This window comes from Shinella sp. JR1-6 (assembly GCF_004284735.1).
Taxonomy (GTDB): domain Bacteria; phylum Pseudomonadota; class Alphaproteobacteria; order Rhizobiales; family Rhizobiaceae; genus Shinella.
Genome location: NZ_SHMI01000015.1, coordinates 91,854 through 107,991 on the forward strand (window position 1 = coordinate 91,854; position 16,138 = coordinate 107,991).

Annotated in this window: 15 protein-coding genes; 1 reads left to right on the plus strand and 14 read right to left on the minus strand. The window is 64.5% G+C overall.

Annotated elements, in window-relative coordinates; genetic code table 11:
• Positions 1–19: 19 nt before the first annotated feature.
• The 5 genes from EXZ48_RS22920 to EXZ48_RS22940 are packed head-to-tail and all read right to left on the minus strand — an operon-like array spanning position 20 to position 5,219.
• Positions 20–1,012: an ABC transporter permease gene (locus EXZ48_RS22920; RefSeq protein ID WP_024270085.1), complete on the minus strand. Its 993-nt coding sequence runs from the start codon at positions 1,010–1,012 to the stop codon at positions 20–22.
• Entirely contained in the window at positions 1,009–1,989 is a 981-nt protein-coding gene (locus tag EXZ48_RS22925) for an ABC transporter permease (protein WP_130518551.1), read from the minus strand. Before EXZ48_RS22925 ends, EXZ48_RS22920 begins: the two co-directional genes overlap by 4 nt.
• Positions 1,986–3,500 (minus strand): sugar ABC transporter ATP-binding protein, encoded by a 1,515-nt coding sequence (locus EXZ48_RS22930; RefSeq protein WP_130518553.1) that lies wholly within the window; start codon positions 3,498–3,500, stop codon positions 1,986–1,988. Before EXZ48_RS22930 ends, EXZ48_RS22925 begins: the two co-directional genes overlap by 4 nt.
• Complete coding sequence (locus EXZ48_RS22935) at positions 3,497–4,345, minus strand: sugar phosphate isomerase/epimerase (RefSeq protein ID WP_130518555.1); 849 nt, start codon at positions 4,343–4,345, stop codon at positions 3,497–3,499. The genes EXZ48_RS22930 and EXZ48_RS22935 overlap by 4 nt, the downstream gene beginning before the upstream one ends.
• 7 nt (positions 4,346–4,352) lie before the next feature.
• On the minus strand, positions 4,353–5,219 hold the full coding sequence (locus EXZ48_RS22940; RefSeq protein WP_165909388.1) for a sugar phosphate isomerase/epimerase: 867 nt from the start codon (positions 5,217–5,219) through the stop codon (positions 4,353–4,355).
• A gap of 158 nt (positions 5,220–5,377) precedes the next feature.
• Between EXZ48_RS22940 and EXZ48_RS22945 the strand changes: the two genes are divergently transcribed.
• Complete coding sequence (locus EXZ48_RS22945; protein ID WP_130518559.1) at positions 5,378–6,421, plus strand: AraC family transcriptional regulator; 1,044 nt, start codon at positions 5,378–5,380, stop codon at positions 6,419–6,421.
• Here EXZ48_RS22945 and EXZ48_RS22950 read toward each other — a convergent pair.
• The 9 genes from EXZ48_RS22950 to EXZ48_RS22990 form a co-directional block, all read right to left on the minus strand.
• On the minus strand, positions 6,408–7,175 hold the full coding sequence (locus EXZ48_RS22950) for an SDR family NAD(P)-dependent oxidoreductase (RefSeq protein WP_130518561.1): 768 nt from the start codon (positions 7,173–7,175) through the stop codon (positions 6,408–6,410). The genes EXZ48_RS22945 and EXZ48_RS22950 overlap by 14 nt on opposite strands.
• 1 nt (position 7,176) lies before the next feature.
• Positions 7,177–8,070, minus strand: coding sequence for a hypothetical protein (locus EXZ48_RS22955; protein ID WP_130518563.1), 894 nt, complete (start codon positions 8,068–8,070; stop codon positions 7,177–7,179).
• Entirely contained in the window at positions 8,067–8,975 is a 909-nt protein-coding gene (locus tag EXZ48_RS22960) for a dihydrodipicolinate synthase family protein (RefSeq protein WP_130518565.1), read from the minus strand. Before EXZ48_RS22960 ends, EXZ48_RS22955 begins: the two co-directional genes overlap by 4 nt.
• Complete coding sequence (locus tag EXZ48_RS22965) at positions 8,972–10,585, minus strand: GMC family oxidoreductase (protein WP_130518567.1); 1,614 nt, start codon at positions 10,583–10,585, stop codon at positions 8,972–8,974. The genes EXZ48_RS22960 and EXZ48_RS22965 overlap by 4 nt, the downstream gene beginning before the upstream one ends.
• A 1-nt stretch (position 10,586) precedes the next feature.
• Positions 10,587–11,735 (minus strand): galactonate dehydratase, encoded by a 1,149-nt coding sequence (dgoD, locus tag EXZ48_RS22970; RefSeq protein ID WP_130518569.1) that lies wholly within the window; start codon positions 11,733–11,735, stop codon positions 10,587–10,589.
• Complete coding sequence (locus EXZ48_RS22975; RefSeq protein ID WP_130518571.1) at positions 11,732–12,796, minus strand: ABC transporter ATP-binding protein; 1,065 nt, start codon at positions 12,794–12,796, stop codon at positions 11,732–11,734. Before EXZ48_RS22975 ends, dgoD begins: the two co-directional genes overlap by 4 nt.
• Before the next feature lies 1 nt (position 12,797).
• On the minus strand, positions 12,798–13,616 hold the full coding sequence (locus EXZ48_RS22980; protein ID WP_050745277.1) for a carbohydrate ABC transporter permease: 819 nt from the start codon (positions 13,614–13,616) through the stop codon (positions 12,798–12,800).
• A gap of 5 nt (positions 13,617–13,621) precedes the next feature.
• Positions 13,622–14,518 (minus strand): carbohydrate ABC transporter permease, encoded by an 897-nt coding sequence (locus tag EXZ48_RS22985; protein ID WP_050745278.1) that lies wholly within the window; start codon positions 14,516–14,518, stop codon positions 13,622–13,624.
• A 61-nt stretch (positions 14,519–14,579) separates the two neighbouring features.
• The gene (locus tag EXZ48_RS22990) at positions 14,580–15,944 is read right to left on the minus strand and encodes an ABC transporter substrate-binding protein (protein WP_165909389.1); all 1,365 of its coding nucleotides are present in this window, start codon (positions 15,942–15,944) and stop codon (positions 14,580–14,582) included.
• Between the last annotated feature and the right edge of the window lie 194 nt (positions 15,945–16,138).

Sequence of the window (16,138 nt, forward strand, 5' to 3'; positions counted from 1 at the left end):
GGCCTTGCGGCCGGCGAAATCAGGTCCCGCCGGCGCGGTTGCGCCGGTAGGTGGCAAGCACGACGGCGACGATCAGGATCACGCCCTGCACCACGTCGCGCATCGGCTTCGGCAAGCCGATGAAATTGAGCAGCGTGAAGATGGCCGTCAGTGTCAGCGCGCCGGCAATCGAGGCCGGCACCGAGCCGCGCCCGCCAAGAAGCTGCGCCCCGCCGATGACGCAGGCGGTGATCGCCTGCAATTCGTAGCCGACGCCGACATCGGTCGAGACACCGGCGAAACCGCCCAGCAGGATGCCGGCCGTCACCGCGCTCAGCGACGAGACGACGAATGCGATGATCCGGACCCGTTCCAATGGAACACCCGACATCTGCGCTGCCCGCGGGTTGTCGCCGATCGCGTGCAGCATGCGGCCGAGGCTGGTGCGGTGCATGAGCCAGAACAGGCAGAGCCCGAAGGCCAGCAACACAAGCAGAGCGATGGGCAGGAACTGGATGAGCGGAATGCCCTGGATGTTGGTGCGCCCGAAGAAGCGGAACGTTTCCGGCAGATAGCCGCGCGGTGAGCCGCTCGACCACATGAAGGCCGCCCCGTTCAGCGTGATCATCATGCCGAGCGTCGCGATCAGCGAGGGCACCCGCAGAAAGCTGACGACGAGGCCGTTCACCACGCCGACGGCAAGTCCGATGGCGTACATGACCGGGATGACCCACCAGGTCGCATCGGCATTGTTGTTGAGCAGCATGGACGAACCGACCACGGTCAGCGTGATCAGCGAACCGACGGAGAGGTCGAAGCCGCCGGAAACAATGACGTAGATCTGCCCTGCGGCGAGGATGGCGAGCGGGGCCGCGCGCTTCAGGAAGTTCATGTAGCCTGTAGGCTCGACGAAATTCGGGTTCGACAGCGTGATGGCGACGATGAGCGCCGCGAGCACGAAGAAGACGGGATTGATCTTCGGCAGGCGTGCGCCGCCACCTGTCCTTGCCGGGCCGGCGGTATCCTGGATCATGCCACTATCCTCTTGGAGCGCACGGCGTAGAAGGCGACGGCCGCAACGATGATGATGCCGCGCATGACCTGCTTGGCGAAGGCGTCGACCCCGGCGAGATTGAAGATGGAGTCGATCAGCGAGAAGACGATGACGCCGGCAACGGTGCCCCAGATCCCGCCCTTGCCGCCGGAGAGGATTGTTCCGCCGATGACGACGACCGCAATCGACTCGAGGTCGTAGGCGCCCTCCGTGCCGATCCAGGGCGAACCGGACTTGAGGCGGCTGGCGAGATAGAGGCCGGCCAGGGAAGCGCAGAGACTGCAGATGATGTGGCTGGCCATCACCGCCCGGGTCGTCTTGATTCCGGCGGCGCGTGCCGTATCCCGGTTGCCGCCGACCGAATAGATGTTGGAACCGAAGCGGGTGAACCGCAGCACCGCCCAAGCCGCAACGACGAGAAGCGCCAGCACGAGCAGGCCGATCGGCAGGCCGAGCACCGTGCCATAGGCGAAAATCTGGAATGCATCCGGTACGGAGCCGCCGAAGCGCCCATGGAAGGAGGCAAGGCAGCCCTGGATGATGAGCGCCATGCCAAGCGTGGCGATCAGCGGGTTGACCTCCAGCCGGGTGATCAGCAGCCCGTTCAGCGTGCCGACCAGCACGCCCATTGCGAGAACGGCGAGGACGGCCGGCAGCATCATGGCCGGATCGCCGTTCATGATGGCCGAGGCGACGACGGCCGAGGCGGAGATCAGGTGCGCCACTGACAGGTCGATCGAGCCGACGAGGATGGCGAAGGTCTGGCCAACGGCGGTGATGCCCAGTGCGATGGATCGATTGAGGATCGCAATGCCGGCCTCGGGCGTCAGGAAACGCGTCAGGCCGAGGCCGAGCGCGATCGCGACATAGACGAGAAGCGCCACGCCCAGCAGCAGCGCCGGGGCGTACCGTTCCATGCGCCAGGCCGGGCGCTTTGTGACGCTTGCCGTGCTCATGCCGCCACCGCCTCTTCGCCTGTTGCGGCGAGCATGACATCGGCTTCCGTCACCCCGCGGGCAAAGCCGGCAACGAGTTCGCCGGCGCGCATGACGAGAATGCGGTCGGCAACGCCCAACACTTCCGGCAGGTCGGACGAGACCATCATGATCGCCGCCCCCTTGCGGGCGAGGTTTCGCATGAGATGGTAGATGCCGGCCTTTGCGTTGACGTCGATGCCGCGTGTCGGCTCGATGAAGATCAACAGTCGGGGCGCGAGTGCCAGCCAGCGTGCCACGATGGCCTTCTGCTGGTTGCCGCCGGAGAGCACCTTGATGTCCTGGGAAAGGCTGCCGGCACGCACGTCGAGATCACGCATCAGTGTTTCCATCGCCCCGGTGGAGACGAACGGCGTCGCATCGGCATTGCCGGCGAGGCCGGAAAGCGCGCGTGCCGTCAGCATGCCGTTGTCGATGACCGACTGCATCAGGAGGAGCGCTTCGGCCTTGCGGTCGCCGGGCAGAAGGCCAATGCCGGCGCGGATCGCATCGCGCGGATTTGTGAAGCGGGCCGGCTTTCCGGCAAACACGACTTCGCCCTCGGCAAAGGGGGCAAGGCCGAAGATCGCCTGGGCGAGTGCCACCCGCCCTGCCCCTTGCAGACCGGCAAAGCCGACAATCTCGCCGACGCGTAGCGCGAAGGAGATGTTTTTCAGCCGATCATTCCCGGCATTGCGTACGGAGAGCACGATGTCGCCGATTTCCTCCGGCCTTGCCGGTTCTGCATAGAAGTCGCCGATATCGCGGCCGACCATGGCGCGTACGATCGTGTCGGGTTCCGGTACATGGTCGAAGCTCGCCGCCGTCTCGCCGTCCTTGAGCACGGTCACGCGATCGGCAAGCCGGGTGATCTCGCGCATGCGATGGGTGATGTAGATGATTGCGACGCCGCGGTCCTTCAGCGTATCGACGAGATCGAACAGCACCTCGCATTCGGCCTCGTTGAGCGCTGCGGTCGGCTCGTCCATCACGATGACCCGCGCTTCGAGCGACACGGCCTTGGCGATCTCGACGAGTTGCTGGCTCGCAACATCGAGATCGGCCACGACCGTGTCCGGCTCGATGCGGTGTGCCGAGCCGAACAGCGCCAGCACGCGCCGCGCCTCCTCGTTCATCGCCCTGATGTCGATGAAGCCACGACGGGTCGGCTCCCGGCCGAGGAAGATGTTCTGCGCGACGGTGCGTTCCGGAAGCAGGGAGAATTCCTGATAGATGACGGCGATGCCCGCGCGGATGGCTTCCAGCGGATGGAGGAAATGCCGTTCCTCGCCCGCCACGACGACAGCGCCGTCATCCGGCCGGTAGAGGCCGGAGAGGATCTTCATCAATGTCGACTTGCCGGCACCGTTTTCGCCGGCAAGGGCATGGACCTCGCCGGAACGGGCGAGGAAACTGACGCCTTTCAGCGCCTTCACGCCGGGAAAGCTCTTGGTGATGCCGCGCATCTCGATGGCAGGGACGTTCTGGTTCATGCTGCTGCCCATGTCTTGCGGATGAACGTTGCGCTTTCGCTGAAAAGCGTCTCGAAGTCGGGAAACAGCGGCCGCCAGACGCGGGTCGCCGTCGCGATGGCTGGCAGACCCGCGCCGAATGCCTCCAGAGTCAGCCAGCCGTCATACCCGATCTCCTTCAACACCCTGAACATAGCGGGAAAGTCTATGTGCCCGCGCCCGGGGATACCACGGTCGTTCTCCGATACATGGAAGACGCCGATGTCGCGACCGATCAGACGGATCGCCGCCTCCGGCCGGCTTTCCTCCACATTGGCGTGAAAGGTGTCGTACATGATCCTGAAGGCGGGATGCCCGACCCGATCGACGTAGGCGTGCGCCTGCTCCATCGTGTTGAGATAGTAGGTTTCGAAGCGGTTCAGCGGCTCGAGGCTGAGATGCATGCCGTGGGCTGCTGCCCGCTCGGCCAGCGCGCGGTGTGCGTCCGCCCCGTATTTCAACTCGTCCTCGCTGGGGCCGCTCCCGGTGAAGACGCCGATCGGCGCGTGGAACGGGCCGCCCATGCTTTCGGCGCCGAGCGCGATGGCGCAATCCAGCGCCCAGTCGAGATGGGTGAGGCCGCGCGCCCGTATTTCGGCATCGGGGCTGACGGGGTTGGCCTCCGGCGTCGGCACGATCGATGTGGTCGACCGGCCAAGGCCCAGGGCATCCAGTTCCCGGCCGAGACGTTCGTAATGTGCGACGTTGCCCTTGAGGACGGGGATTTCGACGCCGTCATAGCCGAGATACTGCAAGCGTCTGATGCTTGCTAGGTGCCTGTCCTCGACGAAATCGGTCAGGCAAAGGAGATTGATGCCAAGTTTCATGAGATGCTCAATGCAATGTGATGCCGAGGTCGCGGCAGGTTACGCGAATCCAGGACAGTGATTTTTCGATCATCGGCCCCGCCGCCCCCTCGCATTCGAGACTGAGGACGCCGGCATATCCATGATCCCGCAACTGGGCGAGGCAGGCCCTGATATTGTCGGCATTGACCCCGTCGCCGAGCGCGCAATGGCTGACCGCGATGCCCGTCTGCCCGCCGCGCGCGGCTGCCGCCAACGATTGCGACACATCCTTCACATGAACGTGGCTGACTTTGTCGATGAAGAGCGGCAGGAACTCCGCCGGCTCCTGGCCGGCGATGAAGGTGTTGCCGGTATCCATGTTCATGCGCAGCCATGGGGAATCCACGAAGGAAAGCATGCGCGCCATGAATTCGGGACGTGTCGTGAAATGGCCGTGCGGTTCGATGTTGACGACGATCTCGTGCGCTTCGGCGACCTCGATGATCGTCTCGTAGCTGCGCTTCATGAGCGCCATCGCTTCCTCTTCGGTAAGCCCGGGCGGCATATGCAGGCCATCGGTTGTGTCGACGCAGGGACTGCCGGCTTGCGCGGCCCAGGCGATCGATTTCAGTACATAGGGCACGCCCCGGAGCGGGCCGTCCGCGCCGGAGAGCGGATAGGCGGCATCGACCTGAGAGAAGCGCACATCATACCGTTCCATCTTCCGGCGCAGCAGAACCGGGTCCTCATAGAGGGCGACATGGGGCTGGTAGCCGAGGCCGTGGATCCAGCTCACGCCATCGATCAGGCCGCACTCGATGAAGTGCACATCATTGTCGCTCGCCCACTGCAGGCATTTTTCGAACGACCAATAGGCCGAGTTGAATGCGTCCGTGTGGAACCCTATCCGCACTGGCTGTCCTCCCGATTCTTCCTCCATGCCATTGAGTTTCAATGGCAAATCACCAGCGCCTCCGTTTAACGCTTGATGATGGCGCAGCATTGCGCAATAAATCGCTTCCGGCGTTCGAAATGGACGACTGGTAAATTTTAAACATACCGAGGGAAGCCATGAGCAAGGCCAGCAACGAACGGGCCGTCAATCGGCCGGCAGTTTTCCGCGAGCCGGGCGCCCTGCTCTATGCCGGAAATTGCCAGGACCTGATGAAGGCCTCGCTTGCCGGGCAGGTCGCACTCAATGCCTGGACGCGCCGCGGTTACCCCGGAACCGATCTTGGCAAGGCGCTGCCGCAGGTCTGTTCGGTCGGTGGCTGGGACGCGACGACGCCGCAGGACTGGGGGCTGCGCGAGCATTGCAACGAGGGCGTCAAGATCGCCTATCTCGCGCGCGGCTCGCTTGCGATAACGATGGATGGCCGCAAGACGGTGATCAACGAGGGGCAGATGTTCGTGGTGCGGCCGTGGCAACTCCATGCGCTCGGCGACCCGACCATTGGTGCCAGCCACATCATCTGGGTGCTGATGGACATGGGTGTGCGTCGGCCGCACGAGACTTGGCTCTGGCCTGACTGGATCGGCTGGCCGGAGCGGGACCGCAAGCGGCTGAGCGAGCTCCTGTCGAAAAACGAGCAAATCTCCTACCTTGCGTCACGCGAGGTTGCCCGCACCTTCCTGGATATCCATGACGTGGTCGCCGCGGGTGATATCGAGGGCGGCGAGGCGCGACTGCGCCTGCTGATCTCGATGATGTTGCTGCAGTTCCGCCAGATGCTGGAGAACGAGGCGCCCGTGCTCGACCTTGCGCTTGCAAGCTCCAAGCGTACGGTGGAGATTTTCCTGAAGCGGCTTCGGCATGCGCTGGAGGAGGACTGGACGCTGGAGAACATGGCAGCGGAGTGCAACCTCTCGCGCACCCAGTTCACCCAGCACTGCCAGGTGCTGACCAACATGACGCCGGTGCGCTACCTGCAGATGCTGCGGCTCAATGCTGCCCGGCAGCTCCTGGAGAGCGGCCAGCAATCCGTCACCAATGTTGCCTATGACTGCGGCTTTTCCTCCAGCCAGTATTTCGCCACCTGCTACAAGAAGCGCTTCGGCTTCTCCCCGATGGAGACGCCGCGCCAGCAGGGTGCAATGGCAACTAGCCGGTGGTGACGACACCGCCGTCGATGACGAGGGCCTGACCGGTCATCATGCGGTTCGCCGACGAAGAGAGGAACAGGCAGCCGCCAACAATATCCTCCGGCGCCAGCGCGTCCTTGAGGCACTGCCGGTCGAGATGGGCCGAAAGCGCCTCGGGGGTGACCCATTTCTCTTTCTGCTTGTCGGTCAGCACCCAGCCCGGCGCGAGCGCGTTGACGCGGATTCGGTCCGGCCCGAACTCCCGGGCGAGTGCCCGCGTCATGCCGTTGATGCCGGAATTTGCAGTCACATAGACGGGATAGCCGGCGTTGCCCATCATGTAGCTGATCGAGGTGAAATTCACGATGGCGCCGCCGTTCATCGCCTTCATGCCTGGAAGCACGGCCCGGCAGGCGAAGAAATAGGCCTTCAGGTTGATGGCCATCGTCTGTTCCCAGAAAATCTCGTCGACCGCGAGCGTATCGTGCCGCTGATCGTTGGCGGCATTGTTGACGAGGACGGTGATCGGGCCGTGAACCTGTGCGGCGGCAGCCAGCGCCTGTTCCAGGGAGGCGAGATCGCTGATGTCGGCGGGCAGGAACAGAGGGCGCCGACCGGTCTTCTGCTCCATCGCGGCGCAGAAGGCGGTGGCGTCGGAGCGCTGGCAGAAGGCGACCCGCGCGCCCTGCCGGAGGAAGCCCTCGGTGAGGGCGGCGCCGATGCCCGAGCCGCCGCCGGTGATGAAGACGGACGCACCTTCGAGGTCCGGATAGATCGCCTCTGACATGTCAGCTCTCCCTTGCCGCTTCGATGCTGATGGATAAGCTCCATTCCCGCGTTTCGCCCGGCTGGAGCCAAACGGCCTTGCCGCCGGCGACCGCATCGGCAAGGCTCTCCATCGGTGCCGTGGTGGGGGCGAGGGAAATCTGGCTGACGGGCGCCTCGGCAGGCCAGCCGCCATAATCCAGCCAGAGGCCGAGATGCCCGGCAGCCTCCGCATTCCAGCGCAGAGTGAAGGTTCCGCGATCTCCGACGATACGCGCCTCGGCCAGCCCTTCCACGGAGGCAAAGAATTTTGCGGCGAAACGGGTTTTCAGGGGATGGATCCGGTCAAGGGCTGGCAGGCCATCCCGACCCGGGTCCGGGAAGGTGACGGGGCCCTTCGCAAGAAGGTGCCCGTTGTGGCTGAGGAAGGCCGCGTCCAGGGCTTCGATACCCGGCAAGCGGAGCCGGTCGCCCTCTTCCGGTGCGATGAGAAGATGCTGGGACCACAGATAGGGCATCGCAAGCGAACCTTCGTTCGAGGTGCGATAGACGAGGGTGAGGCGATTGCCATCGAGCGTCAGGGTACGCTGGAAACTGAGCGGGCCGGCCCGGCCGGTTGTCGTGATGCTTTCGTCCGTCGCTTCCATGTCGACCTGGCGGCCCCAGAATTCGCCGTGGTCGCGAAGCGTCATCGGCCAGGCGCTCACCTCGCATGCCGCGGCGGAGGGAAAACATTCGTCCCAGCCGCGTGCCTGTTCGACGCCAAAGGTCGCATCCTGGGCGGGCGAGCCGACTGCAGGCCCCGGAACCAGCCAGTTGCGGCCGGTCGTAAGATCGGTGAGTTCGCTTACCCGTCCGCCGAAATCAGGCTCGAGGCGCAGGCGAAGGGTTCCATTGTCGAGGACGATGCCGCTCATGGCCGCTCCTGTTGCAGACGGGAAAGGGTTTCGGACCATTGCCGGGCGATCGACAGCCCGACGGGCTGGACGGGCAGACACGGGGCTCGGTCGTGGATCGCGATACCGGCATTTTCGCCGAGGATGCGCTTGCCGTAGGTGATGAGATGTTCGAGCGACTGCATGACGAAGGTGGCGGCGGGAAGCGCTGCGGCATAGAGCGCCTCGGCCTCCACGTGGCGGTCCGCTTGCCACAGGTCGAGGATACGGGCCGCGACCGGTGCGATGTCGGGTGCGAGCACGAAACCGCGGCAACCGATGCGAAGGGCATCGGTCATTTCCAGCCCGCCCCGCCCGCCGACGACCGCAAGGCTGTCGCCCGCCACGTCGATGATGCGGGCCAGGCCGAGCGCCGCGTCCTCGGCTTTCACGGCGGCAAGGTTGGGAGCCCGTTGCTTCAGGCGGACGAGGTCTTCGCTGGAAAGGGCGCGGCCGAGATATTGCGGTGCGTTTTGCACGGCGACGGGCAGCGTGGTCGATGTCGCGACACGGGCGAAAAAGTCGAGATAGACATCCGCGCCATAGCTGCCGACCATCGGGGGCTGGAGGATGAGCCAGTCCGCGCCTGCGGCTGCTGCGCAGGCTGCAAGCTCCACCTGCTCGCCCACCGAATTGCCGGCGATGGTCACCGAAAACGGCAACCGGCCCGCATTGGCGCGTGCTGTCGTTTCGACCAGTGCGCAGCGTTCGGCGAAGGTGAGCTTGAGCACCTCGGTCGCCAGTCCCAGGACGGTGATGCCGTGGCAACCGGTCTCGACGCAGTACTCGACCTGCGCCTTCATCGCACCGTGATCGAGCGCCTCTTGCGCGTCGAACAGGGCAAAGAGCACGGCGTAGACGCCGTCGTGAATGTTGGTTCTTGTCATGCTGCACCCATCATGATGTCAACGCCGCGATCTGCGACCGCCATGGCGGGCGCGTTGGTGTTTCCGCTGGTAATGCGGGGCATCATGGAAACGTCGAAGACGCGCAGGCCCTCGATGCCCTTGACGCGCAGGTCCGGCGTCAGCACGGCGAGCGGATCGTCCTCGGCTCCCATGCGGGCGGTGCCGCAGGGGTGGTAATTGGTCTTGACCGTGCGCTTGCAATGGGCAAGCAGCTCGGCATCGGAGCGGAAGGCCTCACCGGGGAAAAACTCACCCTTGATCACCTTCGCCATCGGCCCGGTTTTCAGCACCTCGCGGGCAAAGCGCAGGCCGGCGATCTCGTGGCGGATATCGTCCTCATGGCCGAGATAATTGGAATTGATCATCGGCAGGGCTGCCGGATCGGCCGAGCGAAGGCGCACCGTGCCGCGCGCCTTCGGCTGCAGCAGGCAGGAGTTGAGCGTGACGCCGTCCGTGGGCGCGACACCCATGACGTCGCGGTCGAGATAGACGGTCGGAACGCAGTAAAACTGGATCATCGGCTCGCCCGCGGGGTCGAGCGGATTGATGAAGGCGCAGGTCTCGCAGCCGTTCGTCGAAACGGGGCCGGAGCCGAACAGCATGTATTGAAGGCCATTGCGGAGCATGCGCAGGCCGCGGTCCTCGCCGTAATAGCCGAGCTTTTCGTGGGTGGCAGCGACCAGCGGAACCTCGTGGTGGTCCATCAGGTTCTCGCCGACGCCGGCAAGGTCCGCCTCGATGGCGATGCCGTGTCGGCGCAGGTCGCGTGCCGGGCCGATGCCCGAGAGCATCAGGATTTTCGGCGTGCCGAAGGCGCCGGCTGTGAGGATGACCTCGTTTGCCGCCCGAAGCTTGCGGATCTGGCCGCCTTCTGCGATTTCGACGCCCACCGCCCTGCCGCCTTCGATGAGGAGACGCAGGACGCGCACGCCGGTCATGGCGGTCAGTTTCGGATTGGTGGCCACGGGCTCGATGAAGGCCTCGACCGCCCCGCAGCGGCGGGCGCCGCCGATCGTCGTCTGCATGTAGCCGACGCCGGCCTGCGTGCCGTCGTTGAAATCGTTGCGCAGCGGCAGCCCCATCTCCTGTAGCGTCTTGACGAAGACATGGGAGATTTCGGCGATATGGCGCGGGTTGGAGACCTTCAGCGGCCCGTCCGTCCCATGCGCAGGGCCGGCGAGCGACTGGTTGCCTTCCTGCCGGCAGTAGTGTGGCAGGATATCGTCCCAACTCCAGCCGATGCCGTTGGGGCCGGCCTCCGTCATGTGGTTCCATTCGTCGTAGTCGGACCGCCGGCCACGCATGTAGACCATGGCATTGACGGTCGAGCCGCCGCCGAGCACGCGGCCCTGCGGCAGGTCGTGCGACCGGCCGTCGAGCTGCGGTTGCGGTTCCGTCTTGTGGAAGGTCAGGTATTTGCTGCCCTTCAGCATCTTCACGAAGCCGGCCGGCATGCGCAGCAGCGGATGGCGGTTCGACGGCCCTTCCTCGATGAGTGCGACGCGGGCGCCATGTTCGCCAACCAGTTTTGCCGCGGTCACGCAGCCGGAGGAGCCGCCGCCGACGATGATGTAGTCGAAGTCCGTCATCTCACCATTCCGCAATCGAGCCGTCCGCATGGCGCCAGACCGGCGCCCGCCAGGCGTGACCTTCCACGGCGCGGGCGCGCACCATGTCCTCGTCCACGTCGATGCCGAGACCGGGACCCATCGGGATCGGCAGGAAGCCGGCTTCGATCTTGAAGCGGCTTTCCGGCTTCAGGTAGTCGTTGAGGTCGCCGCCCTTGTTGTAGTGGATGCCGAGGGACTGCTCCTGGATGACGGCGTTGTAGCAGATCGCATCGACCTGGAGGCTGGCGGCCAGCGCGATCGGCCCGAGCGGGCAATGGGGTGCCATGGCGATGTCATAGCTTTCCGCCATATGGCCTATACGCACCATTTCGGAGATGCCGCCGACATGGGCGGTATCCGGATTGATAATGCCGGCCGCGCGCTTTTCGAAGACGGCGCGGAAATCGTAGCGGCTGTGCAGGCGCTCACCGATGACGAGGGGAATGGACGTGGTGCGCGCAAGGTCCGCCATGTGGTCGACCTGAGCCGAGACCACCGCATCCTCGATGAACATCGGCCGGAGCGGCTCGATTTCCTTCAGCAGGATTTTTGCCATAGGCGCATGCAGGCGGCCGTGGAAGTCGAAGGCGAGATCCATGCGGGTGCCGACCGCATCGCGCAGTTCGCCGAGCTTGGCGACGATCCGGTCGATCTTGGTGTAGCTGTCGAGGAACTGGACCTCCTCGGTCGCATTCAGCTTGCACGCGTCATAACCGGCCTCGATAAGCGCTGTCGCATCGGCGACGAGATTGTCGGGCCGGTCGCCGCCGATCCAGCGATAGGTGCGCACCTTGTCGCGCACCTTGCCGCCCATCAGTGCATGCACCGGCTGGCCGAAGGCCTTGCCCTTGATGTCCCACAGCGCCATGTCGACGCCCGACATGGCGCTCATCAGGACGGGGCCGCCGCGGTAGCAACCGTTGCGGTAGATCATCTGCCAGGTGTCTTCGATCAGCAGTGGATCGCGGCCAATGAGAAGGGTTTCCAACTCGCGTATCTTCGCCGCCAGCGTTTCCGCATGACCCTCGAGCACCGGCTCGCCCCAACCGGAAATGCCCTCGTCCGTGGAAACCTTGAGGAACAGCCAGCGCGGGGCGACGACGAAGGTTTCGAGTTTGGTGATTTTCATTGGGAAGTCCTCAGCCGGGCGCCGGATGCGCTGTCGAAGTAACGGATGCCATTGGGGGAGAGCCGGAGGTTGACGGTGGCGCCGATCTCCGGACGGAAGTGCTTGTCGGCCTTGAGCACCAGCCGGCCCTTGCCGTGGTCGGCGACGACAAGCGTCGCATCGCCCGTCGGCTCCACGGAGTAGACGGTGACCGTGAGGTCACCCGCCTCGCCCTCGGCGGCGACCGTGATATCCTCGGCGCGAATGCCGAGCTGGGCTTCTTTCGCGTCGGCTATGCCCGCCGCCGCGATGCTGGCCTTGCCGGAGCGGAAGGCACCGCCCTGGATGTCGCCGGGAATGAAGTTCATCGGCGGCGAGCCGAGGAAGCCGGCGACGAACAGGTTGTCGGGATCGTCGTAGATCTGGTCCGGCGTGCCGATCTGGCGGATTTCGCCGGCCTCCATGATGATCACGCGGTCGGCCAGCGTCATCGCCTCGATCTGGTCGTGGGTGACGTAGATGGTCGTGATGCCGGTCTCGCGCTGGATGTGCTTGATCTCGGCCCGCATCGCGCCGCGCAGCTTGGCGTCGAGGTTCGACAGCGGCTCGTCCATCAGGAAGACATCCGGCGAGCGCACGAGCGCACGGGCGAGTGCTACGCGTTGGCGCTGGCCGCCCGAGAGGTTCTTCGGCAGCCGGTTCGCATAGGGTGCAAGGCCCACTTTCTCCAGTGCGGCAAGGGCGGTCTTTTCCCGCTCGGCCTTAGCCATGCCGCGGGCGCGCAGCGGATAGGCGACATTGTCCAGCACTTTCATATGCGGATAGAGCGCGTAGTTCTGGAACACCATCGCCATGTTGCGTTCGCGCGGCAGGCGGTTGGTGATGTCGGCGCCGTCCTTCAGCACAGTGCCGGTGGAGGCGGTCTCCAGCCCGGCGATGATGCGCATGGTTGTTGTCTTGCCGCAGCCTGAGGGGCCGAGCAGGACGAGGAACTCGCCGTGGGGGATATGGAGATCGATGGGCTTCAGCGCGGTCAGCGCACCCCAGCTCTTGGTGACGGATTGAAGCGTGATTTCGGTCATGTCAGCGATAGGCCCCCATGGTCAGGCCACGGATGAGGTGGCGCTGGAAGACAAGGATGAAGAGGATGATGGGGATGATGAGCAGGCTGGCGGAAGCCGAGAGCTCTGCCCAGGCGATCGTCTGGTAGCCGATGAAGCCATAGAGGCCGACCGGCACGGTGCGCACCGCCGAATCCCCCAGCACCAGTGCGAAGAGGAACTCGTTCCACGAGAGGAGGAAGATCAGGATGCCGACCGAGATGAGTCCGGGCATGGCGAGCGGCAGGGTGATGCGGGCGAAAACCTGGAAATGGTTGTCGCCGTCGAGGCTTGCCGCCTCCTCGATCTCGCGGGGCAGTTCGGAGAAGAAGCCGCGCAGCAGCCAGACCACGATCGACAGGTTGAGCGTGACATGGGCGAGGATCAGACCCAGATGCGTATCGAGCAGACCGAGTTGGTAGTAGAGCACGAAGAACGGGATCAGCATGGCGACGGGCGGCGTCATGCGCGAGGAGAGCAGCCAGAAGCCGAAATCGCCGCGCCCGCGGAAGGAGTATCGCGCGAGGATGTAGGCGGCCGGTGCGCCAAGCGCGAGTGTCAGTAGGCTGGAGCCGGCCGCCACGATCGTCGAAGAGGCGAAATAGGCCCAGATGTCCGGGTTGCCGATGACCTTGGCGAAATTGGCGAAGGTCGGCTCGAACAGGAAGAGCGGTGGTCGAGCCATAGCCTGGATCGGCGTCTTCAGCGCGGTCATGAAGATCCAGTAGAGCGGAAATATGCACCAGATCGCGAAGACGTAGAGGATCAGCCGGCGCAGCCAGACGGAGGTGAACAGCTTCATGGCGCTTAATCCTTCAGGTCGAACAGGCCGAGCCGGCGAAGGAAAACCTGGCCTGCCACAAGGGTGAAGACGAGCATGACGATGGCCAGTGCCGAGGCGTAGCCCATCGACAGGAACTCGATGCCGTATTTGTAGGCGAGCAGGTTCAGCGTGCGCGTGGCGACGCCCGGCCCGCCGCCGGTCAGGACGAAGATGATGTCGAAGGTCTTGAAGGCATCGATCAGCCGGAACAGAAGGGCGAGGGCGAGATAGGGCTTCAGCCGCGGCAGGGTGACGAGGAAGAAGGTGCGGAACGGGCCGGCGCCGTCCATCTGGCTCGCCTCTTCCGGCTCCGGCGGCAGCGCTGCCATGCCGCCCATCACGATGAGCAGGATAAAAGGCGTCCATTGCCAGACGTCGACGAGGATGAGTGACAGGAGCGCAGTCTCGGGCGCAGCCGTCCAGGCGCTGGGAGAAACGCCCATCAGGCCGAGCATGTAGTTCAACACACCCTGCGTGGGGTTGAACATCAGCCGGAAGGTGAAGGTGGCGGCAATCGGGGTGATCGCCATCGGCAGGAGATAGATGACGCGCAGCCACGACGCCTGCCGGACCTCGTGATGCAAAAGGGCAGCGATGCCGACGCCCAGCACCGTCTCGATGCCGACCGCGACGATGGTGAAGATCGCCGTTATGCGTGCGGCATCCCAGAAGTCGGCGGAAGAGAGCAGGTCGGAATAGTTCTTGAGGCCGACCCAGTTGATCGTGTCCGGCGCGGTCAGCGAATAATCGGTGAAGGAGAGATAGACGCTGACGAGGAAGGGGACGAGCGTCAGCGACAGCATGAGGATCGTCGCCGGCGCAAGCATCCACAGGATGAAGCTGCGCTCGGCGCGTTGGATTGTGGTCTGGCGGAGGGGCACGGGCCTGCCTTTCTGATCGGGAGCCCCCCGACCGAAACGCTCGGGGGGCTTGAAATCCGTGTCAGCCCTTGAGGGCAGCATTGATCTTCGTCGTGGCCGCGGTCAGCGCGGCCCTGGCGTCGGCCTGGCCGGTGACGACCTGGTTGATTGCCACGGCGAAGGGGTCGAGGATCTCGCTGGACTTCTTGTGGAACCAGGCCGCCTTGAAGATTTTGGCGTCACCGGAATTGAGGTTGAGGAGGGCGGCTGCCGATGCCTCGGCACCGAAGCGCTTCTGGAACGCCTCGCTCTTCCAGGCGGAATTGCGCACGGTGGCGAGCCCGCCGGCCGCACTCATCAGGCAACCCGGTTTGGAGTTGAGGAAGCTGAGGAGCAGGAACGCCGCCTTCTTCTTCTTCGAATAGGCGTTGATGCCGGCCTGCCAGGCCCAGATGTTCGGCTTGATGGGGTGTTCGCCGGCACGCGGCAGAGCAGCATAGACAGCATCGCCCGCCACCAGGCTCTTTTCCGGATTGGAAATGTCGGTGGCGAAGTTCGAGCTGTCGCAGCCGAGCGCCGCGGCGCCGCTGGAAAAGTCGTTCAGGGCTTCGTACCAGTGATAATTGCCGACGCCGATCGGTCCCGCCTCGCGCAGCAGGCGGCCATACATCTCGACGCCGGCAATTGCCGCATCGCTGTCGAGCACGCAGCGCCCTTCCCCGTCGATGATCTCGCCGCCATAGGAGAAGACGAAGCCGCCGCAGGTCCAGGGACCGGCGGAGCTGTCGGACTTCGCGCGCATCGCGATACCCGCTACGGTGTCGGTCTTCAGCTTCAGTGCCGTAGCGAGAAGGTCGTCCATCGTCGCGGGAACGGCAAGGCCGGCTTCGCCGAGCATCGCCTTGTTGGCAAACAGCGTCTGCGCCTCGGCGGTGATCGACATCGAATAGTTCTGCCCGTCTGTCTGGGCGGGGAAGTCGCGTGCCATGGCGAAGATGTCGTCCTGATCGTACCAGGCGGCATCGAACAGTGCCTTGTCGGCATAATAGGCGTCGAGCGGCTCAGCCCAGCCGGCGGAGACGAACTGGCCGAGCGCGTGGATCATCATCACGTCGGGCTCGGCCGACTTGGCGCCGAGCTTGATTGGCATCTGTGAGGTGTATTCCGTCTCGGACTGGGTGTTCAGCTTGACGGAAATGCCGGTCAGCTCTGTGAAGAGTGGCAGCAGGGGCTCGATCGCCGCGCTCCACGGATGCGTCATCGCCTCGATCGTCAGGCTCTCGCCCTTGAAGGCGATCCAGTCGACATCGGCGCCGGCAAAACCTGCGCGCGCTTCTTCTGCCGTCTGCGCGAAGCTCAGCCGCGGCGCGACGGTCAGCCCGAAGGCCGCCGCCGCGGCGCCAGTCATCAGTTGGCGCCGGCTCAGGCGTATCTCTCTGTTCATCATGCTCTCCTCCTCTTCAGATCCGGTGTGGCCGCGACGTTTGGATCCCATAGGGCTGGGATCGGGCTCCTCCGGCCTCGCTCACGATGGCGCGAACATATCGATACTATTGTTTGTGTCAAGTGTAGTACTATTGGATTTTGTGTGCGACTGTTTGCGCGTCGGGGTCATTTCCGCTATGCCAGCGGGAACAAGAG